The organism is Syntrophaceae bacterium (assembly GCA_013177825.1).
GTDB lineage: Bacteria > Desulfobacterota > Syntrophia > Syntrophales > PHBD01 > PHBD01.
The window spans coordinates 68,456-91,188 of record JABLXX010000005.1 but is presented as its reverse complement, the minus strand read 5'-3'; the positions used below and the strand labels follow the sequence as shown (position 1 = coordinate 91,188).

Annotated in this window: 23 protein-coding genes; 17 read left to right on the top strand and 6 right to left on the bottom strand. The window is 64.6% G+C overall.

The window, feature by feature from the left end; genetic code table 11:
- Nucleotides 1–59 precede the first annotated feature (59 nt).
- From HPY65_11375 to HPY65_11355, 5 genes are read left to right on the top strand one after another with little or no spacing between them, the layout of a single operon-like run.
- On the top strand, nucleotides 60–1,079 hold the full coding sequence (locus tag HPY65_11375) for a phosphotransferase (protein NPU85079.1): 1,020 nt from the start codon (nucleotides 60–62) through the stop codon (nucleotides 1,077–1,079).
- Nucleotides 1,066–2,067, top strand: coding sequence for a hypothetical protein (locus HPY65_11370; protein NPU85078.1), 1,002 nt, complete (start codon nucleotides 1,066–1,068; stop codon nucleotides 2,065–2,067). The genes HPY65_11375 and HPY65_11370 overlap by 14 nt, the downstream gene beginning before the upstream one ends.
- Nucleotides 2,068–2,104: 37 nt before the next feature.
- The gene (locus HPY65_11365) at nucleotides 2,105–3,613 is read left to right on the top strand and encodes a glycosyltransferase family 2 protein (GenBank protein NPU85077.1); all 1,509 of its coding nucleotides are present in this window, start codon (nucleotides 2,105–2,107) and stop codon (nucleotides 3,611–3,613) included.
- Nucleotides 3,614–3,618: 5 nt separating this feature from the next.
- A complete protein-coding gene (locus tag HPY65_11360; protein NPU85076.1) occupies nucleotides 3,619–4,665 on the top strand; it encodes a DUF4922 domain-containing protein in 1,047 nt (348 codons plus the stop codon).
- Nucleotides 4,665–5,243: a M15 family metallopeptidase gene (locus HPY65_11355; GenBank protein ID NPU85075.1), complete on the top strand. Its 579-nt coding sequence runs from the start codon at nucleotides 4,665–4,667 to the stop codon at nucleotides 5,241–5,243. The genes HPY65_11360 and HPY65_11355 overlap by 1 nt, the downstream gene beginning before the upstream one ends.
- 272 nt (nucleotides 5,244–5,515) lie before the next feature.
- Here the strand turns inward: HPY65_11355 and HPY65_11350 are convergent, their stop codons facing one another.
- Nucleotides 5,516–6,481, bottom strand: a complete 966-nt coding sequence (locus HPY65_11350) for a hypothetical protein (GenBank protein NPU85074.1) — start codon at nucleotides 6,479–6,481, stop codon at nucleotides 5,516–5,518.
- Between the two features lie 364 nt (nucleotides 6,482–6,845).
- Between HPY65_11350 and HPY65_11345 the strand changes: the two genes are divergently transcribed.
- Nucleotides 6,846–7,334: a hypothetical protein gene (locus HPY65_11345; protein NPU85073.1), complete on the top strand. Its 489-nt coding sequence runs from the start codon at nucleotides 6,846–6,848 to the stop codon at nucleotides 7,332–7,334.
- A gap of 200 nt (nucleotides 7,335–7,534) precedes the next feature.
- On the opposite strand, the gene HPY65_11340 is transcribed toward HPY65_11345, so the two are convergent.
- From HPY65_11340 to HPY65_11330, 3 genes are all read right to left on the bottom strand, one after another.
- Nucleotides 7,535–8,347 carry a DUF1460 domain-containing protein gene (locus HPY65_11340; protein ID NPU85072.1) on the bottom strand — a complete coding sequence of 271 codons (813 nt, stop codon included), beginning with the start codon at nucleotides 8,345–8,347 and terminating at the stop codon, nucleotides 7,535–7,537.
- A gap of 67 nt (nucleotides 8,348–8,414) precedes the next feature.
- Nucleotides 8,415–9,056: an SGNH/GDSL hydrolase family protein gene (locus tag HPY65_11335; GenBank protein ID NPU85071.1), complete on the bottom strand. Its 642-nt coding sequence runs from the start codon at nucleotides 9,054–9,056 to the stop codon at nucleotides 8,415–8,417.
- Nucleotides 9,053–9,904 carry an epoxyqueuosine reductase gene (locus tag HPY65_11330; GenBank protein ID NPU85070.1) on the bottom strand — a complete coding sequence of 284 codons (852 nt, stop codon included), beginning with the start codon at nucleotides 9,902–9,904 and terminating at the stop codon, nucleotides 9,053–9,055. Before HPY65_11330 ends, HPY65_11335 begins: the two co-directional genes overlap by 4 nt.
- A gap of 135 nt (nucleotides 9,905–10,039) precedes the next feature.
- Here HPY65_11330 and hcp point away from each other — a divergent pair, with 135 nt between their 5' ends.
- The gene (hcp, locus tag HPY65_11325; protein NPU85069.1) at nucleotides 10,040–11,665 is read left to right on the top strand and encodes a hydroxylamine reductase; all 1,626 of its coding nucleotides are present in this window, start codon (nucleotides 10,040–10,042) and stop codon (nucleotides 11,663–11,665) included.
- Between the two features lie 51 nt (nucleotides 11,666–11,716).
- Nucleotides 11,717–12,058 carry a cupin domain-containing protein gene (locus tag HPY65_11320; GenBank protein NPU85068.1) on the top strand — a complete coding sequence of 114 codons (342 nt, stop codon included), beginning with the start codon at nucleotides 11,717–11,719 and terminating at the stop codon, nucleotides 12,056–12,058.
- Between the two features lie 212 nt (nucleotides 12,059–12,270).
- On the opposite strand, the gene HPY65_11315 is transcribed toward HPY65_11320, so the two are convergent.
- Entirely contained in the window at nucleotides 12,271–14,268 is a 1,998-nt protein-coding gene (locus HPY65_11315; protein NPU85067.1) for a hypothetical protein, read from the bottom strand.
- A 289-nt stretch (nucleotides 14,269–14,557) separates the two neighbouring features.
- On the opposite strand from HPY65_11315, the gene HPY65_11310 reads away from it, so the two are divergent.
- From HPY65_11310 to HPY65_11275, 8 genes are all read left to right on the top strand, one after another.
- The gene (locus tag HPY65_11310) at nucleotides 14,558–14,974 is read left to right on the top strand and encodes a MarR family transcriptional regulator (GenBank protein NPU85066.1); all 417 of its coding nucleotides are present in this window, start codon (nucleotides 14,558–14,560) and stop codon (nucleotides 14,972–14,974) included.
- 150 nt (nucleotides 14,975–15,124) lie between these two features.
- On the top strand, nucleotides 15,125–15,406 hold the full coding sequence (locus tag HPY65_11305; protein ID NPU85065.1) for a hypothetical protein: 282 nt from the start codon (nucleotides 15,125–15,127) through the stop codon (nucleotides 15,404–15,406).
- Nucleotides 15,407–15,436: 30 nt separating this feature from the next.
- Nucleotides 15,437–16,486 (top strand): epoxyqueuosine reductase, encoded by a 1,050-nt coding sequence (locus tag HPY65_11300; GenBank protein NPU85064.1) that lies wholly within the window; start codon nucleotides 15,437–15,439, stop codon nucleotides 16,484–16,486.
- 149 nt (nucleotides 16,487–16,635) lie between these two features.
- Nucleotides 16,636–17,754 carry an ABC transporter substrate-binding protein gene (locus tag HPY65_11295; GenBank protein NPU85063.1) on the top strand — a complete coding sequence of 373 codons (1,119 nt, stop codon included), beginning with the start codon at nucleotides 16,636–16,638 and terminating at the stop codon, nucleotides 17,752–17,754.
- 135 nt (nucleotides 17,755–17,889) lie between these two features.
- Nucleotides 17,890–18,756: a branched-chain amino acid ABC transporter permease gene (locus HPY65_11290; protein NPU85062.1), complete on the top strand. Its 867-nt coding sequence runs from the start codon at nucleotides 17,890–17,892 to the stop codon at nucleotides 18,754–18,756.
- A 164-nt stretch (nucleotides 18,757–18,920) separates the two neighbouring features.
- Nucleotides 18,921–19,796: a branched-chain amino acid ABC transporter permease gene (locus HPY65_11285; protein NPU85061.1), complete on the top strand. Its 876-nt coding sequence runs from the start codon at nucleotides 18,921–18,923 to the stop codon at nucleotides 19,794–19,796.
- On the top strand, nucleotides 19,796–20,545 hold the full coding sequence (locus tag HPY65_11280; GenBank protein NPU85060.1) for an ABC transporter ATP-binding protein: 750 nt from the start codon (nucleotides 19,796–19,798) through the stop codon (nucleotides 20,543–20,545). The genes HPY65_11285 and HPY65_11280 overlap by 1 nt, the downstream gene beginning before the upstream one ends.
- Nucleotides 20,542–21,330 (top strand): ABC transporter ATP-binding protein, encoded by a 789-nt coding sequence (locus tag HPY65_11275; GenBank protein NPU85059.1) that lies wholly within the window; start codon nucleotides 20,542–20,544, stop codon nucleotides 21,328–21,330. The genes HPY65_11280 and HPY65_11275 overlap by 4 nt, the downstream gene beginning before the upstream one ends.
- Here the strand turns inward: HPY65_11275 and HPY65_11270 are convergent.
- Nucleotides 21,306–21,575: a hypothetical protein gene (locus HPY65_11270; GenBank protein NPU85058.1), complete on the bottom strand. Its 270-nt coding sequence runs from the start codon at nucleotides 21,573–21,575 to the stop codon at nucleotides 21,306–21,308. The genes HPY65_11275 and HPY65_11270 overlap by 25 nt on opposite strands.
- Nucleotides 21,576–21,696: 121 nt before the next feature.
- Here HPY65_11270 and HPY65_11265 point away from each other — a divergent pair, with 121 nt between their 5' ends.
- Nucleotides 21,697–22,731 carry a ribonuclease Z gene (locus tag HPY65_11265; protein NPU85057.1) on the top strand — a complete coding sequence of 345 codons (1,035 nt, stop codon included), beginning with the start codon at nucleotides 21,697–21,699 and terminating at the stop codon, nucleotides 22,729–22,731.
- Nucleotides 22,732–22,733 lie beyond the last annotated feature (2 nt).

Genomic DNA, 22,733 nt, shown 5'->3' with positions numbered 1-22,733 from the left:
AGGCGAACGGCCCTTCGTTCCGTTTGCCCGGGAATGGAAGGTTTTCTTAGACGATGACGATGTTTTCTCAAGAAGCGGCATCCTGGCTGCGAGAGGTCCTGTCCCTGAAAGCGGAGGAGACGGTTGAACTGACGCTCCTGGCGGGCGGAGGGTCGGACCGGTCCTTCCACCGGGTGGCGGGACCCGGTGGATCGTCGACGGTCATGATGCAGTACGGACCGGAGGGCCGGGAAAACACGATTTTTACGGCGACGGCCCGGTTCCTCCTGGGAATCGGCGTCCCCGTGCCGCAAATTCTCGCCGAGGATCCCAAGCGCGGTTTCGTCCTCCTGGAGGATGCCGGCGACGCCGATCTCTGGTCGTTCCGGGACGCCCCCTGGGAGGTCCGCCGCGCCCTCTACGGGAAGGTTCTGGAGGCGGCGCACCATCTCCACGGGTATCCCCGGCCGGAGGAAGCCGCGGGAGAGCTGGGCCTGATGGCCTCGTTCGGGCCGGACCTGTACCGCTGGGAGCGGGAGTATTTTCTCGAATCGTTCGTTTACGCCGTCTGCGGAATCCGGCCGGGCGGCCGGGAGTGGGAGGCCCTGGAGAAGGAGCTGTCGGCCCTGGCGGAGCGGCTGCTTGCGGTCCCGCCCTGCCTCGTCCACCGGGACTTCCAGTCGAAGAACGTCATGATCCTCCGGGGAGAGCCGGTTCTGATCGACTTCCAGGGGATGCGCCTCGGGAATCCCCTCTACGACCTCGGATCGCTCCTGTACGATCCCTACGTGCCGCTGGCCGAGGATGAGCGAATGGAGATGCTGTTCTGGTACGCCGGGCTCGGCGGGCTGCCGGAGATTGCCGGGGACGATGCGTCCCGCTTCCGGGAGGCCTCGGTCCAGCGGCTCCTCCAGGCCATGGGGGCCTATGGATTCCTGGGGCTCCGGAAGGGGAAGCGGGAGTTCCTGGACCATATCCCCCGGGGCTTCCTGAACCTTGCCGAGGCGGCCCGCCGGCACGGCGGTTTTCCCCGCCTGGAGGACCTGCTCTCACGGTGCCGGGAGGCGCTGGCGGAAAGGGGGATTCATGTTGTCGCCTGAGCCGGTGCTTCTGGTCTACAACCTCGACGAATCCTGGGACGCCGGCGCGCAGGAGGAGGTCCTCCGGGAGACCCGGAGGCTCGCTGCCGCCCTGGAAGGCGAAGGCCACCGGGTCCGGGAGGTTTCCGTCCGGGGTGAGAAAGATTTTAATGCCCTGTCGAACCTGGACCCGGCCGGGTGGATCGTCTTCAACTGGTGCGAGGCCATTCCCGGAATCGAACGGAGCGAGGCCGAGGCGGCCCGGCGGATCGGCGGGGCGGGCTTCGTTTACACCGGCGCGGCGCCGGAGGCCCTGGCGTTCTGCGAAGACAAGGGCCGCGTCCGGAACCTCCTGGGGGAGCGCGGCGTCCCCGTTCCCGAGGGCGCCCTGTTCGCGGTGCCGGAGCGGGGACGCTGGAGGCGATTCCCGGCCATCGTGAAGGCCCTCCGCGAGCACTGCAGCGCCGGGATCACCGCCGAGGCCGTCGTCATGACCGAGAGGGAGCTGCTGGACCGGGTGGACTTCGTCGTTTCGACCTGGCGCCAGCCGGCCCTGGTGGAGGAGTTCATCGACGGCCGCGAGTTCCGGGCCGTCCTGTGGGGCAACGGCCCCGTGGAGATGCTCCCCGCCGTGGAGATGGACTACTCGGACATCGGCCGCCTTCAGGACCGCCTCTGCACCTTCGAGGCCAAGTTCGTCCCCGGATCCTTCCATTATACGGCCATCCGGACCCTGCTCCCGGCGCCCCTCGAACCGGCGGAGCGGGAGACCCTGGCGGCGGTTTCCCGGGAGGCCTACCGGGCGACGGGATGCCGGGACTATGCCCGGATCGACCTGCGCCTCCGGGACGGCGTCTTTTACGTCCTGGACGTGAATCCCAACGCCGACATCAGTGCCGACGCCAGCGTGGCCTGCTCCGCCGAGGCCGCGGGATACTCCTACGGCGCCCTGGGGAGCCGCATCGTGTCCTTCGCCGCGGCCCGCCACCCGGTTTTCGGAGGCCGCTGAAGGAGGCCCGGGATCGCAGCACGGGAGCATCGGGATCATGAACGGAATCACCGTCATTCTGCCGCAGGGGAGCCGGGAATCATCCGCCCGGATGATCGATGCCTTTTCCGCCGAACCGGAGGTGGTGCGGATTCTCGTCTTCAACGGAGGAAACAGCCCGCCGCTCAAACGGCCGGGCGTCGATTCCCTGCGGGTCGAATCCCTCCATGCCGGCGGGACCTGGAACCGGATCCCCGAGGCGGTCCGGACGGAGGAGGCCCTGGCGGTCCTCGATCCGGATTCGGTGGTCCTGCCGCTCTCCGGGAGCCTCTCGGCGCTGCGGAAGGCCCTGCGGCGGGTCGGGACGGGGATGGCCTACGGCGGCTACCGGGAGTCCGGCCCCGGCGGATGGGTGGATCATCCGGTTATCGCCTGCCGGCGGGGGAGCATTCGGGAGGGTTTCGACTTCGGGCCGGCCGTTCTGCTGTCCATGGCCGCCTGCCGGTCCGTTCTCGGGAAATACGGCTCCGTCCCGGACTTCCGGGCCGCCGGCTTCTACGATCTCCGGCTGAAGCTGTCCCTGGACCACGGGCTCCGCCGTCTGGACCGCGCTCTTTTTTCCCGGACGGCGGCCGGGATGCCGTCAATAGAGACCGGAACGGCGGCGGAGCGGCACTTCGAGTATGTCGATCCGCGGAACCGGGAGGCCCAGCTGGAATTCGAAGCGGCGGCGACGGCCCACCTGAAGCGGCTCGGGGCGTACCTCCCGCCGGTCTTCCGTCCGGTTCCCCGGTCCCGGGAGGTCTTTCCGGTCTTGGCCAGCGTGATCATCCCGGTGAAGAACCGGAAAGGGACGGTGGCGGAGGCCGCCGACAGCGCCCTGGGCCAGAAGGCGGACTTTCCCTTCAACGTCCTGGTCGTGGACAACCACTCCACCGACGGCACGACGGAGGTTCTGGCGGGCCTGGCGCGGCGGAACCCGGTGCTCCGGCACATCGTCCCGGCGCGGACGGATCTGAACATCGGCGGCTGCTGGAACGAGGCGGTCCGCTCTCCCTTCTGCGGGCGCTACGCCGTCCAGCTCGACTCGGACGACCTCTACGAAGGGACGGACGCGCTGCAGCGGATCGTGGACCTCCTCCGGGAGGGCCCATACGCCATGGTCGTCGGCTCCTACCGGCTCGTGAACGAGCGGCTCGAGGAAATCCCTCCGGGACTCATCGATCACAGGGAATGGACGCCCGGCAACGGCCGGAACAACGCCCTCCGGATCAACGGCCTGGGGGCGCCCCGGGCCTTCGACACGGCTGTGCTCCGGCGCTTCGGCTTTCCCGACGTGGGTTACGGGGAGGACTACGCCGTGGCCCTGCGGATCTCCCGGGATTACCGGATCGGGCGGATCTACGAATCCCTCTACCTGTGCCGGCGGTGGGGCGGCAACACCGACGCCGCCCTTTCCGTGGAGGCGGCGAACCGGAACGACGCCTACAAGGACAGGCTCCGGACCCTCGAAATAACGGCCCGCCGGCGGAAGAACCGTCGGACCATGGAAAGGCGAAAGGAATAGCATTGATGGAACGAATGGACGATGCGAACGAGACGATGGCCTACCCCGGGGATGGAGGCGGGGAATCCCTTCCCGACCTGTGCCTCCGCCTCCACGCCGGGCAGATGATGACCTGGCCGCTCCTGGCGGAGAACAGCGTGGCCCTGGCGAGCGTCTGGGAACGGGCATTCGGGCTGGACGGCGGAACGGTGAATGTCGTCTTCAATCCCGGCCGGATCAACAGCACGAACGCGGATACGGATCCGGCCGCCGTGGCCCGGCGGCCCTGCTTCCTCTGTCCGGAGAACCGGCCGCGGGAGCAGGAGAGCATCCTGTACCTCGACGAATGGTGGATCCTCTGCAACCCCTACCCGATTTTTCCCCGCCACCTGACCGTGGTGCACCGGGAACACCGCCTCCAGGACGTCCGGGCGATCCTCGGCGTCCTGCCGGGCCTCGCCCGGAGGCTCTCCCCGGTGTGGTCCGTGTTCTTCAATGGGCCGCTGTCGGGTGCCTCCGCTCCGGACCATCTGCACCTCCAGGCCGTCCCGTCGGGGGCGCTGCCCGTGGAGAAGGACTCACCGGCTGTCTGGAACCTGAAACCGGTGCACGAGCGGGAGGGGATCCTCCTGTCTTTCGGAGCCCACGCCGGCAGGACGCTCCTGACGCTGGAGGGCGCCCGCGAGGAGCCGCTTTCCCGGATGCTCACCGAGGTCGTCGACGCCCTGGAGCGCGTCCCCCCGGCGCCAGGAAAGCCCATGATGAACCTGCTCGGCCGCTTCCGCGACGGCCGCTGGACCCTGTTTCTGTTTCCCCGGCGGCAGGGCCGGCCGGAGGCCTATTTCCGGGAAGGCGAGGAACAGATCCTCGTGAGCCCGGGAACCGTGGAAATGGCGGGGACCATCATTACAGCCAGGGAGACGGACTTCCTGCGGATGAACGAGGCCCTGATCCGGGAGATCTATCGCGACGTATCGGCCGATGCCGGGGCCGTGGAGAAGGTCCTGGATTCCTTCCGGGAGCATTCCCTGTCGGGGGTTTCCTGCGCCGGGAAATGCCTGAAGGAGGAGTGATGAGGGCAGGGAGCGGGCCGGCGGGCGTGATCGCGGACAGCGCCATGACGTTTGGCGAGGCCGTGGCGGGGACGGCCGCGCCGGAGGAGGTGCTGCGCAGCCTTCGCCTGCTGGAGGTGGAGTACCTCGGCCTGGACGGCCGGGATCATCGGGGCCAGTTGGTCGTCCACGAGACCCTGGAGGCGGAGGTGCTGTATATCTTCCGGCTCATGCAGACGCTTCGCTTTCCCGTCGCGCGTGTCGTGCCCGTTGTCCGCTACGGCTGGTCCGACGACGCCTCCATGGCGGACAACAACTCCTCCGCCTTCAATTACCGCGTCGTCGAGGGGACGGACCGCCTTTCCAATCACGCCTTCGGCCGGGCCGTCGACATCAACCCTTTCCTGAACCCCGTGCTCTACCGCGACGGCCGGATCACCCCTCCCGGCGCATCCTGGCGTCCGGAGGTGCCGGGCACGCTGTCGGAAGGCCACCCCGTCGTCCGGGCCTTCCTGGAACGGGGCTGGCGCTGGGGCGGCCAGTTCAGCGCATATGCGGATTTGCACCACTTCGACAAAATAGAGAAGGCGGGCCGTTGAAAAACGCCCGTCTGCTTCGTTGCCCTCATCCCTTGCCATTCGACGTACGAAAAAGTACGACTCATGGCTCGGGATTTCAGGCGCCTTGCATCCGGACGTTTTTGAACGGCCCTTGGGGTGAAGAAGAGGAAGGCGGGCTGCTGAAAAACGGCCGTCTGCTTCGTTGCCCTTGTCTTTCGCCGCTCGAAGTACGTATGTGTACGACTCACGGCTCAAGCCTGCGGGCGCCTTGCATCCAGCCATTTTTGAACGTCCCGGAAAATAGGTCCGCTTTATTTCCCGGGGCCGGCAAGGCGGAAGGCCCGGTCCGTCCATTCGCGGGGGAGGAGTGTCGTTTTCATCTGCTCTGTCAATTCCGGGACGACCATGAACTGGCCTGCGGCCGTCGCCACCGGCTCCAGACCGCCGTCGGGATGGACGGCTGCTGCACCGCCGGATGCCCAAAAGAGCATGCGCGAGGGGGATGTGCCCCGCACGCGGTCGCCCCGGCCCAGAAAGATCAGTTTTTCACCGGCGAGGATCCGGCGAAGGAACGTGAAACGGATCCGGACCGTGACGCCTCCCTGGCCCGCCAGCATGAAACCGCCCCAGCCCAGGATTTCATCCAGGAGAGCCAGGGGGGCGACCGGGTGAGTGATTCCATCCTTCTGAAATCGATCGAAACTCTCTCTGTCCCGCTCATCGAAGCCGGCCCGGGTGAAGACGGTTTTCCGCGCAGGGGGAGGTGCCAGAAAGAGTCGCCGCTTGAGGCCGGGGACTTCCCTTTCCGTGCCGCAGACCAGGCATTCCCGATAGAAGGGGAGGGGGATGCCGTCCCGTTCATGATCGGGAAGGGAGGATGGGAGAAGGGAACGGAATGCCGCCAGGGACTCCTGGTCGGTCTCGCCGCGGAGGAAAACCGCCGTCATATAGGGATCATCCGACGACGGAACGGTGATGGCGCCCTCCGCACCCCTCTCCGTGGCTTCGACCTTCACGTCGGCCCGGTCTCCGCGACGCAGGCTCGCTCCCCCAAGCCGGAAATCGGCCGTCCAGGGGTCCGGGAATGAAGACGACGATTCTCCCATGGCCCGGAGCGCCAGCTCGACGAAGACACCCATGGCAAAGCCGCCGTGAGGGATTCCGTTCCAGCCCTCCGCATGACGGTCCGTACGCAGGACCGACGACAGGGAAGACCCGTCATGCTGCGGAGAGCCGCCGAGGAGAAACTGCTCGGAAAAAGATTCCTTTCGATTCATGAACCCCACCCCTCGCAAGAATGCATCCGGTTGAGCTGCCGGATGCTGGACGCATTCTTGACTTCTCCATGGTTCTTCTGTCAAGGAAATCCGCATGGCTGTGTTGAGTTCCATGATGCACGGATGCATCGGACTATAAATCCTCTGCTCGACCATTGCTTCTGTAACCGGAGGATTCGTTTCGCTGATCCGACGGGATATGCGAGATTGATATGACGCCTGTGAGTTGCCGATGAAATCTCGATATTGCCATTGAGTTTTATAAACGTTCAATATCAGCAGATATTTATCTTGACAAAACTCAATCCGTTATTTACTCTCCCACAAAACATACAATGAACTACTATGAAAAGGAGGCGTAAGTATGGGCGGAAACTACCGTATCAAGTTCAATCCGTCTTCCATGGAAATCGAAATAGAAGGCAGCCAGGCGTTTGTCGAGACGTACTTCGACAAGATCCAGAGCCTGATTCTGTCGGTGGCGCAGGAAGTGCGCGAGGAGCCCAGGAGAAGAAAAGGCCGGACACCGAAAAAGGCCATAAAAGCCGGGAAGGGAGTCAGGGCGAAAAAGGCAGGGAAAGAGAAAAAGTCAGACAAAACGGCGATGCGAAACAGACGGGCGGGAGGCCGCAGGATTCAGGGATCCTCCAACACGGACCGGGTTCTGGAGTTGATCCGGGAAAACCCCTCCGGAGTCACCACGTCGGACCTGAAGGCCAGTACGGGCCTCTCGGAACAGCAGATCTGGGGCGTCATTTACGCGGCCGAGAAACGGGGCAAGGTCCGGAAAGTGAAACGGGGCATGTACGCCGCCGCAGAGTCCGCAACGCCGGAGTCGGGAGCTGCGGACTGAAGGTCCGGGCAGCGTCCGTTTCCACCGAAACATTCACGTTCCATCGGACCTGAAACCGTTTTCCCCGATTTCAGGCCTGATGGAACGCGGTCTTCCTCTCTCCCCATCGGCAGGTTCATGTAAAAAAAACATCTTCCGCTTTCTCGATATCCCGTCCCGTGGCAAACCGGCCGGCCCGTCGAGACCCGGGATGCCGGAGTCTATTGCTGCGCCGGTCTCAGCCGGCCCGCGACGATACCGGTGGCGTCCCCGCGTCCGGCGACGTAGCGGTGCAGGCGTTCTCCCGTAATTACAACCCCACCCCCGGGCCGGGATGCGTGGAGCAGGTGAAGGCGGTCGCTCCTCCGGACGGCCAGGCCGGCGTGGACGACGTCGAGGCCCTCTGCGGCGGTGGTGACGCCGATCAGGTCTCCCTCCCGGATCAGCGGTTCCGCTTCTTCGATGACGTCCCTCGGAAGAAAATACCGGCACCGCCTCGAGAGATTGCGTTCGGCCCGGCGCACCGCGTTCAGCAATGTCCCGTCGGCCAGGGGCGGGTAGGATCCGGAATGGTCCGACATGTAGCGGATCGGTTTCGGAAGGGGACGCCCGCCCAGCTCCCGGGTCACGTCGCGAAGGATGCCCAGCCGCCGGTTGTCGCCGAGCCAGTCGGTGAAGTAATGGAGGCGGGATGCATAGTCCCCGCGGATTCCCCGGCGGTAACGCAGGCGCTCCAGATTTTCGGCGAAGGCCTCGAACGACGTTTTGCCGACGAGGATCGTCAGGGCGAGGGCGGTCACGGACTCCACGAAGGTGAAGCAGTCGAAGGCCTGCAGGTTGATCACGAGCGGTTCGCGGGAGCCCTTCCCTCCTTCAAGGGTGGACGCTTCATAAGGTGCGCCCAGGAACAGGAGGCCCAGGCGGGCGGTCAGCTCCCCTCCATCGGCGCTCCCGGCTCCATGCCGGCCGGCTGTAAGAATTCGTCGCAGGATCCGCCGGTCCTCGGGCGTCGAGATCAAGTCTGTTACGGGCATCTGCTTCTCCTTTGAATTCATCCGCTGTTCGGCGCCGCCCGCAGACCGCGCCGCCGCCGTGATTCCATCAGCGCTGTGGGGCTTCCTGCAGTCCCTCCGCGTGATCCTCCCGGAAAATCTCCATGACGGCCTCGGCCATGTACCGGTAACCCTCCATGGTGGGGTGGACGAAGTCGAACTGGACAAGGGAGCGCCAGTCCACCCCCTCGGCGACCTTCCGCTTCCAGTGTTCGTGCACTCGGGCGACGGGCAGTCCCTCCTCCGCTCCGAGGTCCGCGAGAACTCCGTAATACTCTTCCACGATGCCGTTCTCACGGTTGTCGCCGATGAAACTGGACGTGACAAGAACGATCTCTGCCTCTCCAGCGCGGCGGATCTTCTCGACGATGCCCCGGATGGTCCGCTTGAACTGGCCCGTCGTGAAGCCCAGGGAGGCGTCGTTGATGGCGTACTGGACGAGGACGCAGTGCGGCTTCACGTCCAGGATGTCCGTCTCGAGCCGGTACAGGCCGCAGTCCGCCGTATCGCCGGGGAGGCCCTCGTTAACGATCCGGAGATCGCAGGCCGGGTACTCCCGGCGGAGCATCTCCGCCAGGTAGTCGAGGTATCCCCTGCGGACCATCCAGCCCCGGGTCAGGGAATCGCCCAGGGCGGCAAGGGTAACGGGCCGGCCGCTCCGGAGCAGGCCGATGGTGTGATGCGCTTTCATGCCTTCAAGGGAATGCGCGATTCACAGGGAACGCCCGTCTGGCAGAGGCCGCAGCCATAGCTTTCGAACCCGAACCGCTCTTTCGTGTAAGGTGCCACCGTTTCGAACAGGAAGGCCCGGCATCGGCTCTTGTCGTGCCCCTGCTCCGTGATGGCCCCGGCGGGGCAGCGGGGAATGCACTTTCCGCAGGTTCCATCGGTGAAGAAGAGGCACCAGGCATGATGATCGCGGTAAGGCCGCGCCGGAGGAGAAGACGGAAATGCCGCCACGACGGAGCCGCAGCGCATGGCCTTTCCCGCCGGCGTGATGAGGCCGTCGCAGAGGCCGAAGGTGCCCAGGCCCGCTGCATGGGCGGTATGCCGTTCCGACCAGGTGGAGGAGAACCCGTACCGGGTCGACTCCCGCCATCCCCAGAGGGGGGAGCCGAGAGACGGGGCCACGGCGTCGATCCCCTTTTCCCGGAGCCGGTCCACGACGTGGCGGGCGAGCAGTACGTTGAACTCTTCGCCGAACTTCCGGGAGCGGGCCCAGCGCTCCGAGGGGCGCTCGTCGAGGTGCCGGTTGTCTTCCTTTGTCGCCTTCGTCTGGGGAAGAACCCAGCTGGCGACGGTCAGGTCCTCCGGCAGAAAGGGCCGGTCCGGGAAGGTCAGGCTGAAGATCTCCCCGGGCGTCCAGTAAAAATCACCGATGTCCTCCTTCAGCCGGACAAAGAGGGGATCGGCCCCGCCGGCGAACCCCACGAGCGGCTCCTGCCAGGCCCTCTCGCCGCCATGATTCCTGAGGGAGTTGTCCGGGCTTGTCCGGGCGAATTCGCGGATCTGTCCTGTCAGCCAGGAGGCGGTTTCCATCGGGGGCTCCTTTCATGGGGATCGTGGGAGGAAAAGAGCAGAACTCTTGATTTAAGTCAAGGACTGCCGCGGCGCAGCGGGTTATGTATTCCGAAAACGGACGGCGCCCCCGATGCGCCGGGACAGGAGGATGCCATGTTTTGTTTTCAGTGCGAGCAGACGGCGAAAGGAACGGGATGTGAAAAAGGCGGTGTGTGCGGAAAGCCTCCCGAGGTGGCGGTCCTGCAGGACCTGCTGGTTCATGCCCTGAAGGGATATTCCGGGACCGTGCTCGCGGCCCGACGGATGGGACTTGTCGATTCCGGGGCCGGCCCGTTTACCGTGCGGGCTCTCTTTGCGACCCTGACCAACGTCAACTTCGATCCCGAGAGGATCGCCGCGCTGGTTCGCGAATGTGCGGAAAGAAGGGACGCCCTCCGGGAGAAGATTCTTGGAGCGGGCGGCACACCACCGGAGGGAAAGGCCTTCTCGTTCGCCCCGGCGGATTCCCTGGAGGGTCTCGTCCGCCAGGGGGAGGAGGTCGGCATCCCGACGGCGGACAGCCTCGATTTGAACATTCGCTCTCTTCGGGAACTCCTGACGTACGGGCTCAAGGGCGTTGCCGCCTATGCGGACCACGCCCGAATCCTGGGCCGGGAGGATGAGGCCGTCTACGGATTCTGCCACGAGGGTCTGGCGTCGACGCTCGACGAAAGCCTCGGCGTGCCGGATCTTCTGGGACTCGTCCTGAAATGCGGTGCGATCAACCTCCGGGCCATGGAGATCCTGGATGCGGCCCACACGGAGACCTACGGCCATCCGGTGCCGACGCAGGTGCCCCTGGGAACGAGGCCGGGGAAGGCCATTCTCGTCTCCGGCCACGACCTGATGGACCTCGAACAGATCCTCCGCATGAGCGCGGGAAAGGGGATCGACGTGTACACCCACGGCGAGATGCTGCCGGTCCACGGCTATCCCGGCCTGAAAAAATATCCGCACCTGTACGGCCACTACGGGACGGCCTGGCAGAACCAGCACCGGGAATTCACCGCCTTCCCCGGGGCGATCCTGATGACGACCAACTGCCTCCAGAAGCCCCGGGAGGAATACGCGGACCGGATCTTCACCACCGGAGCCGTCGGGTGGCCGGGCATCCCGCATCTCGATCGGGAGTCCTTTTCCGCGGTGATCGACAAGGCCCTGTCCCTGCCGGGATTCACGGAGGAGACAGGGGAGAAGTCCGTCACCGTCGGGTTCGGGAGGAACGCGGTCCTCTCCGTGGCGGGCGCGGTGGTGGAAGCGGTGAAGGCCGGGAAGATCCGGCACTTCTTCCTCGTGGGAGGCTGCGACGGTGCCCGGCCCGGGCGGAGCTACTACACCGAGTTCGTCGAGAAGGCGCCGGCCGACACGGTCATTCTCACCCTGGCCTGCGGGAAGTTCCGGTTTTTCGACCGCGAACTGGGGGACATCGGCGGGATCCCGCGGCTCCTCGACGTCGGCCAGTGCAACGACGCCTACTCGGCCGTGAAGATCGCCCAGGCCCTGGCGGAGGCCTTCGGCGTGGGGGTGAACGAACTGCCCCTGTCCCTGGTCCTGTCTTGGTACGAGCAGAAGGCCGTGGCGATCCTGCTGACGCTGCTCCACCTGGGGATCCGGAACATCCGCCTGGGGCCGTCCCTGCCGGCCTTCGTATCGCCGGGCGTTCTGGATGTCCTGGTGAAGGACTTCGGCCTCATGCCCATCACAACGGCGGAGGCGGACCTGGCGGCAATCCTGAAATAATTCCAGGGGCGGATTTCAAGCCTGCCCCCTTCTCCTGATGGAGGTAAAACCATGGAACGAATCGATGCGAAAGAGGCGGATCTCCGGGGCAGGGTGCTTGAGACAGCGGCCCTGGCGGCCTACCAGGAGGGCTCCGTGGTGAGCCGGCAGGTACTGGGGCGGAAAACCGGGACGGTCACCCTGTTTGCCTTCGACGAAGGACAGGGTCTGAGCGAGCACACGGCGCCCTTCGATGCCTTGGTTCTGGTTCTGGACGGCGAGGCGGAAATCTCCATTTCGGGCAGGCCGCACCGGCTGAAGGCAGGTGAAATGATCATCATGCCCGCCGGCGAGCCCCATGCGCTCCAGGCCGTCAAGTCCTTCAAGATGATGCTCGTCATGATCCGGTCGTGAAGAAAACCGAAGAAAACAGGTCAGCTTATTTTATGCGCTGCAACCAACGATTCGACCTGTTTCCATTCCGTCCGCGCCCCCATGGATGACGGGGAGGGAAGAGTCCTTCCGGACCGGCCGTTCAGCGCCTTTATGGCACAGGTCAGGAACAAAGAAGGGCCGGCGGTTTCCCGCCGGCCCCGGTCGTTACGGGTGAATCACGCCGCCCGGTCTCAGTAGAAGTTCTTCCCGAAGAGCTTCTTGCTGAGGCCCGTCAGGTCCCCCCACTTCATGGGGCCGCCCTTGTCCGGCGGGAATCCCACGCCCCAGATCATGCCGACATCGATCATCCGGACGTCGTCGACGATCTTGCGGTCCAGGAGATCCTTGCCGACCTTCAGCATGGCCTCCATGATGCCTTCCTGAATCTGCTCATCGTTGCGCTCGCGAGGCGTGGCTGCCTTTGCGATGAGAGGCAGGACCGTCGGGTCCACGGAGCCGTCCTTCACGAAGAAGCCCTTTCCGTTTTTCTTCAGGCCCCAGCGGCCGTCGGCCACCACGGCCTCCAGCGTCTTCTGGTTGATGCCCATGCCCTTGAGGACCTTGGCGGGGACGTCGATTCCCACCTCGTCCGTCAACCGGACGGGCCCCACGGGCATGCCGAACTTCATCATGGCCTTGTCCACCTTCTCGATGGAGTTCCCTTCCTCCACGTACTGGAACGCATTGATGATGTACGGGAAGATCAGGGCGTTCACGACGAAGCCGGGGTTGTCCTTGCAGGTGATGGGGCGCTTGCGGATGAGGGCCACGAAGTTGAGCAGGTTGTCCACGGTCTCCCGGGTCGTCTTCGCACCCTGGATGACCTCGACGAGCTGCATCATCCAGACGGGGGAGAAGAAGTGGAGACCGCCGAAGCGCTCCGGGTTGGTCACGTAGGGGGCCATCTTGTCGAGGGCCAGCGACGACGTGTTGCTCGCGATGACGCAGTCCGCCGGGACGACGGGGCAGAGCTCCTTGTAGACCTGCTCCTTGACCCCGATTTCTTCGAAGACCGCCTCGACCACGATGTCCACGTCCTTGAAATCCGCCGTGTAGTTGGAAACAGCGATGATCCGGGCCATCAGGGCATCCACGGGTTCCTTGAGGCGTTTCTTTTCCGCCATGCCGGTGAGGATCTTCTGCACGAAATCCTTCCCCGGCTGGAGGGCCGCTTCGACGTCCTTCACAACCACGGGGATCTGGGTGTTCCGGAGGATCTCGATGACGATGCCCCGGCCCATGGTGCCGAAGCCCAAGACGGCTGCCTTCTTGAGGGCCTTGGGCTGGAATCCCTTCGACATCATGTTTTTCGGCTTGTCCGTCAGGCCCTTGATGAAGAATGTGTTGATGCTGCCCTTCGACTGGGGAGCCATGACCACCTTGACGAAGTTGTCCTTTTCAATTTTCAGGCCCTCGTCGAGGGAGACTTTTAGCCCCCGGTGCATGGAATCCAGGGCCAGCATGGGACCCGGGATCTCGCGGCCCTTGGTGGCCTTGAGGACCCCCTGTTTGGCCATGTCCGCCACGGCATCGACCTGGGAGAAATCCTGGGCCGGCCGCTTCAGTTCGGCCTTGCCGGCGACGATCTCCGCCAGGAACTTCTTCGCCTCCGCCAGGAGGTCTCCGCCGGCCGGGATCAACCGGTCGATGATGCCCATCTCCAGGGCCTTGGCCGCCGGCAGCATCGTTCCCTTGAGAATCAGTTCGAAGGCGCCGTAGCCGATGAGCCTCGGCAGGCGCTGGGTCCCGCCGCCGCCGGGGAAGAGCCCTACGTTGCACTCGGGCAGGCCGATGACGGTGTTCTTCCCTTCCTTGGCGATCCGGGCCGTGCAGGCCAGGGCGAACTCGAGGCCGCCTCCCAGGCAGTGGCCGTGAATGGCCGCCACGATGGGGATTCCCAGGGCGTTCATCTTCCCGAAAGCTCCGTGGAACGTGTCGAGCACCTCCCGGACCTCTTCCGGTTTCTCCAGCTCCGAGATCATCTTGAGATTGGCCCCGGCGAGAAAGTTTTCGGGCTTTCCGGAGATGAAGAGGATCCCCTTGAGACCCTTCTCCTTCGCCAGATCGTCCATGAGGGCGAAATAGTCTTTGAAAGCCTGCTCCGTCCACGTGTTCATGGCATCGCCCGCCACGTCGAAGGTGACCACTCCGATGCCGTCCTCCACCTTCAGTTGAAAAATGCTTCCCATACGCTACCTCCTTTGAGATGAATGGAACAACCCGGCTGATCCCTGCGACGCTTTTCCCAGCCTGCATCTCCCGGGGGGAGGGCAGACGCGTTTGTGTAGCATAGATCCCAGCCGGGAACCATGAAAATCCGTCCCGGGGCTCGGTCCGCCGCAACTCCTTTGAGAAAGCGCCCTATCCGAAGCACCGGACGCCGCCCCTTGCTGGAGATTACGGCGAAGGGAAAGGAAATCCCGTTGACACGACTTCGTCGGCTTGATATTTAGCACACGAAACATAAGAGGCAAATCCATGGCACCCCCGTACGAAGACTGCATCCTGTTCCTCCTGTCCAAGGCCTACCAGAAGGCCCATGGAAAATTCAAGAAGCGGCTGCAGCCGTACGGCCTGACACCGCCACAGAGCCTGGTGATCCTGGCCCTGCACGAGGGCGAGGGGGTCTCTGCGGGGGAGCTGGCCCGGCGCCTGACTCTCGATTATGCAACGCTGTCGGGGCTCCTGGACCGACTGGCGGAGGCCGGCTGGATCGTGAAGGAGATCGCCGACGACGACCGGCGGACCCTCCGGATCTCCCTCACGGACAAGGCAAGGGAAGCCGCCGGTGAACTCATCCGGGCCAGGGACGGCGCCAACGACGAAATCATGGATTGCCTGCGGCCGGAGGAGCGCCTGCTCCTGAAGCGCATGCTCCGGGATCTCCAGGCGTAAAAATTTTTGACCTTTTGTTTCGTACGCGAAATTCATGTTCGGCGGGACCATTCGGAAACGGCCGCCGGATGACATGAGTAAACCTCGCTACAGTCGCCTCGGGGGAAAGGGAAAAGGCGTTGTGCAGGCGGTTGCGGGAAAGGAGACGCGATGAGCAAGGAAGAAATTCGGAAGCATGGACTGGATCTCGGCGCGGATGTCGTGGGCTTCGCTGCCGCAGGGGATTACAAGTCGCCCCGGACACCGGAACTGACCATAATCATGCCCTCGGTGAAGTCCCTGGTCGTCCTGGGCTACCGGGAAGTGGACGGATCCCTGGACAGCCCGAACCCCAGGACCAGCATGACGGAGCGCCTCGGCATCATGGGCATGACCCAGCACAACAACTACCTGATGGTCCGCTGCCTGGCCGTCTGCCCGGCCGGCCGCTGACAGCCGCGGCCGGAGAAAGGAGGAAGGGTGATGAAAGAGAAGATGAGCCGCTTCGTGATGGACTATGTGATGAAGGACGGGGCCTGCGCTGCCGGCGTCGTGACGGTCGAAACTCTCCGTGGAGGCCCCCCCTCGACGGACCTCTCCTACGTGCTGCCGGAGGCGAAGTCCGCCGTGTCCTTCGCGGTTCCCCTGGACGCGTCCCTCATCGAGCCGTTCCTGAGCAAAAAGGATCGCCTGTCCCACGAGCGGGACAACTTCCGGACGAACAACCAGGCGGGCGGCATCGCCCTGGGCCTGGCGAAAAACCTGTCCCAGAAGGGCTTCCCCTCCGTCCCCGTGGCGCCCAACGAGGTCTATCGGGCCGATACGGGGCGCGGTGCCATCGACATGCACCCCGACGTATCGCTCCGCTACCTCGCGGTCCGCTCCGGCGTCGGCGCCTTTGGCCTCTCCGGGAACGTGCTGCATCCCGAACGCGGTGCCGCCGTCATCCTCGGCGCCGTCGTCACCACGCTGGAACTCCTGCCCACGGAGCCCCTGGCGCCGGAGAAGAACTACTGCGACCGCTGCCGCCTCTGCCAGGCCCTGTGCGCATCCGGCATGATGGACCCGGACGAGGAGACGACGATCACCCTGGGCGGACACGCTTTCACCTACGCGAAGCGCCGCAACTACTTGCGCTGCGAGTATGTCTGCGGAGGTTTCACGGGACTCCACCCTTCGGGAAAGTGGTCCACCTGGTCCCCCGGGCGGCTCCCCGTCCCGGAGAAAGACGACGACTATCTGCCCGCCATCGTGACCGCCATGAAGAAATACGGGCGCTGGCCGCGGATTGCCGGCGGCCACTATCACCTTCTCATGCGCGATCCCCTGTACCTGACCTGCGGCCACTGCCAGATCGCCTGCCATCCCGACAAGGAAGTGCGGAAGCGCCGCCACCGGATAGTCGTGGAGAGCGGCTGTGTCGTCCAGAATCGCGACGGGTCCCTGGAGGCCCTGGCGCCGGAGCGGGCCCGGGAGCGGCTGGCGGAGATGCCCGCGGAGGTCCGGGGCCTTTACGAGGATGCGGGGCGATAGCCCCGGGGCGGTGTTATCGGATCGTCAGTCCGCCATTTGTCCGGTTTGCGGCCCCGGATTCCCCCGCTTTCCGAACCCGGCTTTTTCATTGACAGGTTCTACGATACTCCGGTAAGTACTACATACTTTTCCCGAGGAGGATCGCAATCATGTCGAAATTCAAAGCGCTTTTTGCAATCGTGCTCCTGGTACTGTTCGTCGCCTCGCCCGTCCGGGCCGCCCAGGATACGATCCGGATCGGTGCCGCCTTCGCCCTCACCGGAAGCATCGCCGTCTATGGCGAAGGATTCAGGAAATGCGTGGATCTGGCGGTGGACGAGATCAATGCCAAGGGAGGAATCAAGGGCAAGAAGATCCAGATCGTCTACGAGGACAACAAGAGTACGCCCAAGGACTGCGTGACGGCGGTCCGGAAGCTCATTACCGTCGACAAGGTGCCCGTCCTCTTCGGACCCGCCGGGAGTTCCAACTTCATGGCGGCGGCGCCGGTGGCCCAGGAGAGCAAGGCGGTCATGGTCTCCGCCCAGGGAACGGCGGAGAAGCTGACCCAGGCCGGGCCGTTCATCTTCCGCATCATCCCGTCCAACGCGAAGCAGGGACAGCGGCTGGCGAAACTGGCCTTCGACATGGGCTACAAGAAGCTGCCCGTCATGTACGTCAACAACGACTGGGGCCTGGACCTGAAGGACGGGTTTGTGGAGAGCTTTAAAAAGATGGGCGGCGTCGTGACGGACATCATTCCCTTCGACGAGAAGAAAACGGACTACCGGACGGAGCTGCTCCGGGTGAACAGGGGAAACCCCGCCGCCATCGTCAACCTGACCTACATCAACGAGGGGGCCGTCCAGTTCAAGCAGGCCTATGAGATGGGCATCAAGACCCAGTGGCTATGCGGCTCTGCAGCCCGGGCCCCGAAGATGGTGGAACTGGCCGGCAAGGCCGCCGAGGGGGTCATCGGGACCTATCCCTCCGTTCCCCAGGATACGAAGCAGTACAAGGCCTTCAAGGACGCCTACAGGAAGAAGTACGGCGACGATAAGATCCCCATCTTCGGCGATTACAACTATGACATGGTGTACCTCGTCGCGAAGGCCATCGAGAAGGGCGGCTACACCGCCGAGGGCATCCGGAAAGCCTTGCCCGCCGTAGCCAAGGGCTACAAGGGCGTCACGGGAGACAAGACCTTCGACGCGAAGCGGGGCATGCTGAACGCCGACATGGGACTCTGGACCGTCAAGGACGGCAAGATCATCGACTACAAGAAATAAAGGCGACCCGCCGACGGCTCTTCAACGACGCTGCCCGATCCTCCGGACGGGACGGCGGTGGAGGGCCGCAAGGTTCTGCGAAGCACGGGTTCCGGCGTCCACGGGGCGCCGGAACCTGCTTTTTTTAAGCACCCCATGGACATTCTCCTTCAATCCGTCGTCAACGGCATCCTCGCCGGTTGCATCTATGCCCTCTTCGCCATGGGGCTGACCCTGATCTATGGGGTCCTCAACTTCGTCAACTTCGCCCACGGCGAGCTGATCATGTGGGGGGCCTACTTCCTCTATCTCTTTGTCTCGGAGCCCTTCTCCCTGCCTCTCTGGGTCGCCGTTGCGCCGGCGCTGCTCTGCACCGTCTGCCTGGGGATGGCCATGGACTTCGCCGTTTTCCGGCCCCTCCGGAAGGCGGACCGCCTGACGCTTCTCATCGCCGCCATGGGCCTCTCGTTTCTCCTCCGGAACGCCGCCCAGTTCTTCTGGGGGGCCGAGGTGCGGACCTACGGCCTCGAGATCACCCGGGGATTCCGGTTTCTCGGGCTGAGCCTGACGGCAAACCAGATCCTGATCATCGGGGTTACGGTGATCTGCGTGATCGGGGTCTACCTTCTGTTCTTCCGGACCAGCCTGGGTAAATCCATGCGGGCCGTCTCGGACAACCTGGACCTGGCCCGGGTGGTCGGGATCAACGCCCGCTGGTCCATCCGGGCGGCCTGGGTCGTCTCGGCGCTCCTCGCCGGAACGGGAGGGATTCTTATGGCCCTGGATACGAACCTCAACCCCGAGATGGGCGTCATCAACCTCGTCAAGGCCTTCGCCGCCACCCTGATCGGCGGCGTCGGGAACCTCTGGGGGGCGCTCCTGGGGGGGCTCCTCATCGGCCTGGCGGAGAACCTGAGCGTACTCGTCATCTCCCCGGGCTACAAGGACGCCGTGGCTTTCGCGATCATGGTGGGAATTCTGCTGACACGACCGTACATCGTCACGGGAAAGAGGATGGATTGATGGCAGCCTCGGAAAATGCCCGGATGCTGCGTTGCACCACGCCCCTCGTCGCTGCGGCGTACGCAGGGGTACGCCTCGCTTCTCGGTGCGGGTGCGCCTTGCCTGCGGCCATTTTGCGAGGCCTTTGCACCCCCGGCATCATGCCGGGCCTTCACGGGTGACATATGGATCTGCTCCTGCACCTGTGCGTCGTCATTGCCATCTATTCGATCTTCGCCATGAGCCTCAACATCGAGGTGGGCTACACGGGGCTGTTCAACTTCGGGCACGTGGCCTTCCTCGGCATCGGCGCCTATACGTCGGCCCTGCTCAGCCTCGCCGGGTTTCCCTTCGCCTTCTGCCTCATGGTGGCCCTCGCGGCGGCGGGCCTCACGGGTCTTCTCCTGAGCATCCCGGCCCTCCGGCTGCAGGGGGATTATTTCGGCATCGCCACCCTGGGCTTCGGGGAGATCCTCCGCCTCGTCTTCCAGAACGAGGTGTGGCTGACCAAGGGACCCATGGGGCTTCCGGGCATTCCGAAACCGGAGATGCTGGGGGTCCGTTTCGAGAGCCTCCCGGAATATCTGGGCCTGGCGGCGGTTGCGGCGCTCCTGACCTACCTGGTTCTGGGGGCGGTGACGGAGAGCCCCTTCGGCCGAGCCCTCCGGGCCGTCCGGGACGACGAGACGGCAGCGGAGATCCTCGGAAAGAACGCCTTCGCCTTCAAGACCCGCTCCTTCGTCATCGGCTCCGTCTTCGCGGGGCTGGCGGGGGTGCTCTGGGCCCATTACACCTCTTTCGTCAGCCCGTCGGACTTCACGCTCAACGAGACAATCGTGGTGCTCCTGATCGTGGTCCTCGGCGGGAAAGGGACCCGCCCGGGGCCCGTGGTGGGAGCCGTCGCCCTCATTTTCCTCCAGGAATCGCTGCGGTTTCTCCGGCTGCCTCCGGAGTGGACGCGGTATCTGGGACCCCTGCAGCAGATGGCCTTCGGGGCGCTTCTGGTGGCCCTGATGGTCTTCCGTCCCGAAGGGCTCATCCGAGAGAAGGGGAGGAAGTGATGCTGGAGGTACGCGGCGTCAGCAAATCCTTTGGCGGCATCCGGGCCGTGGCGGACTGCACCCTGAGCCTTGAGGGTCTGGCCGTATCCGGGCTGATCGGTCCCAACGGCAGCGGCAAGACGACCCTCTTCAACATCATCTCCGGCCTGCTCAGGCCCGAAACCGGGCAGATCCTCTTCGACGGCGTCCGGATCGACGGCCGCCTCCCCCACCAGATGACCCGCCTGGGGCTGATCCGGACGTTCCAGCTGTCCCGGGTCTTTGCGGGCATGACCGCCTTGGACAACCTGCTCCTGGCCCCCCGGGGGCAGAAAGGGGAGTCCCTGCGATTCCTGGCCTGGAAGAGGGGCGAAATTCGGCGGCAGGAGGTCCGAAATCTCGGGAAGGCCCTGGAGACGCTGGAGATCCTGGGAATTTCCAGGCTCCGGGACGAGTTTGCCGGGAACCTCTCCTACGGGCAGCAGAAGCTGCTGGAAATGGGGCGGGCCTTCATGACGGAGCCGAAACTGATCCTGCTGGACGAACCGGCGGCGGGCATCAATCCCTCCATGATCCGGACGATGATCGACACGATCGTGCGGATGAAGGAGGCGGGCGGCCGGTTCTTCATCATCGAGCACAATATGGACGTCATCGTCGAGCTTTGCGAAAAGATCTTCGTCCTGGACCACGGCGAAAAAATCGCCGAGGGCACGCCGGAGGAGATCCAGAGCGATCCGAAGGTGCTCGAGGCCTATCTCGGAGGATGAGCGTGCCGGAAGATACCGTCAGGCCGAAGGCCCTGCTGGAGGTGGAGGAGGTCTTTGCCGGCTACGGGAAGATCGAGGTCCTCCACGGGACGTCCATCCGCGTGGACGAGGGGGAGATCGTCTGCATCATCGGTCCCAACGGGTCCGGGAAGTCGACCCTCCTGAAGACGGTCTTCGGGCTTCTCAAGCCGGTCCGGGGATCCGTGCGGTTCGCCGGTGCCGAGGCGGGGCGCCTCGACCCGCAGGAGAAGGTCCGTCTCGGAATGGCCTACATCCCCCAGGGGAGAAACGTGTTTCCGACCCTCACGGTGCGCGAGAACCTCGAGATGGGAGGTGTTTCCCTGGGCGCCGGCGCCGCCGTCCGCCGGGCCGTGGAGCAGGTTCTGGAGGAATATCCCGTTCTCAAGGGACGGGTCCGTGAGCAGGCGGGCAATCTCTCCGGCGGGGAGAAACAGATCCTGGCCCTGGCCCGGGCGGTCATGACCCGGCCGCGGCTGATCCTGCTGGACGAGCCGTCCATCGGCCTGGCGCCGCGGATCATCGAGGACATCTACGGCCGGCTCCAGGAAATCAACCGCGGGGGAGTGAGCCTTGCCATCGTCGAGCAGAACGCCCGGAAGGCCCTCTCCGTCGCCCACCGGGGCTACGTGCTGGATCTCGGGGTCACGCGCCTGGAAGACACGGGTGCGCACCTTCTGGACAACGAGGAGGTCCGGAGGCTTTACCTGGGAGAGAAAGGGAACGGTCCGGAGGCGGTGCCTCAGGACCCGCCGTCCCGCCGGTAGCCGTCAATGGCCTGTTCGACGAGGATGAGGAAGTAATCGAGATCCTCCAGGGCGTTCCGGCTCTGCCGCTCGGTGACGGCGTCGGGATGATCCCGGCGGAACCGCTCCACCAGCCGTTCGTATTCCCGCCGGGCTTCCAGGAAGCCCTCGTCGCCGCCTCTCATGAGGCGCTGCTGCAGGTAGAGGGCGGCCAGCCTGACGTTCTCCGCCGATTCCAGCAGGTCCTGCCGTGAGCGTTCGTCCATGTTTTCCCGTCCTTTCCCACCGCCGCGGTGGAGCGATCCTTTCCGGCGTATCTACCGGAGGCTTTACAGGAAGGCAAGAAATTGCCTACAATGACGCGAAACCGGAGGAACCTTCCGCGCCATGTTCCGAGCCGTTCTCGTCAACGATCCATTCGAGGATCCCGTCGTCTACCTGGACAGCAAGTACCGCCGCGACGGCATCCTCTTCGACCTGGGGGATCTCCGGAACCTCGTACCCCGGAACATCCTGAAGGTCCGGCACGTCTTCGTTTCCCACGCCCACATGGACCATTTCATCGGCTTCGACCACCTCCTCCGGGTCCGCCTGGGGCGGGAGCAGCCCCTCTTCCTGTACGGCCCCCCGGGTTTCCTGGAGCGCCTGGAGAACAAGCTCCAGGCCTACACCTGGAACCTGGTGGAGAACTATGCGACCGACTTCGTCCTTGTCGCCACGGAGGTCCGCCCGCCGGAGCGCATCACCCGCCGCTACCGGTGCCGGACCGGATTCTTGCCCGAGGGGCGGGAGGAAACGGACCGCTTCGACGGTCTCCTCGTGGAGGAGCGGCTCTTTTCGGTGCGGGCGGATCTGATCGATCACGGCATCCCCTGCCTGGCGTTCCGGTTCGAGGAGAAGAACCGGATCAATTTCAAGCGCAACGTCCTGGAGGAGATGGAGCTGCCGACGGGGTCGTGGCTGATGGACCTGAGGCAGCGGATCCTGGAAGGACAGCCGGACGACACGCCCGTCCGGGCCTGGTGGAAGGACGGACAGGGGGGAACGGCGGAGCGGATCCTGCCCCTGGGCCTCTTCCGGGAACGGGCCGTCAAGATCTCTCCCGGGATGGTCGTTTCCTACGTTACCGACGCCGTCTTCACCCGGGAAAACGTCCGCCGTATCGAGGCCGTCGCGGCGGGTTCGGACCTTCTTTTCATCGAGGCCACCTTCCTGCATGAGGAGCGGGACAAGGCCTTCCTGAAGCGCCACCTGACGGCCTGCCAGGCCGGGTGGCTGGCGCGGCGGGCCGGGGCCCGGCGGATCGTCCTGTTTCACTTTTCTCCGAAATACCGGGGCCTGGAAGGGGAGATCCACGCGGAGGCGGAGGCGGCGTTTCGCGGGGAAAAAACGCCGGAGCCGGCGGAAGACGGAGCGGCATAAGG

Bases quoted from the DNA above. Each gene is read 5' to 3' on its own strand.
- HPY65_11305 (NPU85065.1), top strand. From the start codon at position 15,125: ATGAGCAAGGAAGAAATTCGGAAGCATGGACTGGATCTCGGCGCGGAT.
- HPY65_11370 (NPU85078.1), top strand. From the start codon at position 1,066: ATGTTGTCGCCTGAGCCGGTGCTTCTGGTCTACAACCTCGACGAATCC.
- HPY65_11330 (NPU85070.1), bottom strand. From the start codon at position 9,904: ATGGAAACCGCCTCCTGGCTGACAGGACAGATCCGCGAATTCGCCCGG.
- HPY65_11285 (NPU85061.1), top strand. From the start codon at position 18,921: ATGGATCTGCTCCTGCACCTGTGCGTCGTCATTGCCATCTATTCGATC.
- HPY65_11350 (NPU85074.1), bottom strand. From the start codon at position 6,481: ATGAATCGAAAGGAATCTTTTTCCGAGCAGTTTCTCCTCGGCGGCTCT.
- HPY65_11375 (NPU85079.1), top strand. From the start codon at position 60: ATGTTTTCTCAAGAAGCGGCATCCTGGCTGCGAGAGGTCCTGTCCCTG.
- HPY65_11275 (NPU85059.1), top strand. From the start codon at position 20,542: ATGAGCGTGCCGGAAGATACCGTCAGGCCGAAGGCCCTGCTGGAGGTG.
- HPY65_11320 (NPU85068.1), top strand. From the start codon at position 11,717: ATGGAACGAATCGATGCGAAAGAGGCGGATCTCCGGGGCAGGGTGCTT.
- HPY65_11280 (NPU85060.1), top strand. From the start codon at position 19,796: ATGCTGGAGGTACGCGGCGTCAGCAAATCCTTTGGCGGCATCCGGGCC.
- HPY65_11315 (NPU85067.1), bottom strand. From the start codon at position 14,268: ATGGGAAGCATTTTTCAACTGAAGGTGGAGGACGGCATCGGAGTGGTC.
- HPY65_11365 (NPU85077.1), top strand. From the start codon at position 2,105: ATGAACGGAATCACCGTCATTCTGCCGCAGGGGAGCCGGGAATCATCC.
- HPY65_11340 (NPU85072.1), bottom strand. From the start codon at position 8,347: ATGCCCGTAACAGACTTGATCTCGACGCCCGAGGACCGGCGGATCCTG.
- HPY65_11265 (NPU85057.1), top strand. From the start codon at position 21,697: ATGTTCCGAGCCGTTCTCGTCAACGATCCATTCGAGGATCCCGTCGTC.
- HPY65_11270 (NPU85058.1), bottom strand. From the start codon at position 21,575: ATGGACGAACGCTCACGGCAGGACCTGCTGGAATCGGCGGAGAACGTC.
- HPY65_11345 (NPU85073.1), top strand. From the start codon at position 6,846: ATGGGCGGAAACTACCGTATCAAGTTCAATCCGTCTTCCATGGAAATC.
- HPY65_11310 (NPU85066.1), top strand. From the start codon at position 14,558: ATGGCACCCCCGTACGAAGACTGCATCCTGTTCCTCCTGTCCAAGGCC.
- HPY65_11290 (NPU85062.1), top strand. From the start codon at position 17,890: ATGGACATTCTCCTTCAATCCGTCGTCAACGGCATCCTCGCCGGTTGC.
- HPY65_11295 (NPU85063.1), top strand. From the start codon at position 16,636: ATGTCGAAATTCAAAGCGCTTTTTGCAATCGTGCTCCTGGTACTGTTC.
- HPY65_11300 (NPU85064.1), top strand. From the start codon at position 15,437: ATGAAAGAGAAGATGAGCCGCTTCGTGATGGACTATGTGATGAAGGAC.
- HPY65_11335 (NPU85071.1), bottom strand. From the start codon at position 9,056: ATGAAAGCGCATCACACCATCGGCCTGCTCCGGAGCGGCCGGCCCGTT.
- hcp (NPU85069.1), top strand. From the start codon at position 10,040: ATGTTTTGTTTTCAGTGCGAGCAGACGGCGAAAGGAACGGGATGTGAA.
- HPY65_11360 (NPU85076.1), top strand. From the start codon at position 3,619: ATGGAACGAATGGACGATGCGAACGAGACGATGGCCTACCCCGGGGAT.
- HPY65_11355 (NPU85075.1), top strand. From the start codon at position 4,665: ATGAGGGCAGGGAGCGGGCCGGCGGGCGTGATCGCGGACAGCGCCATG.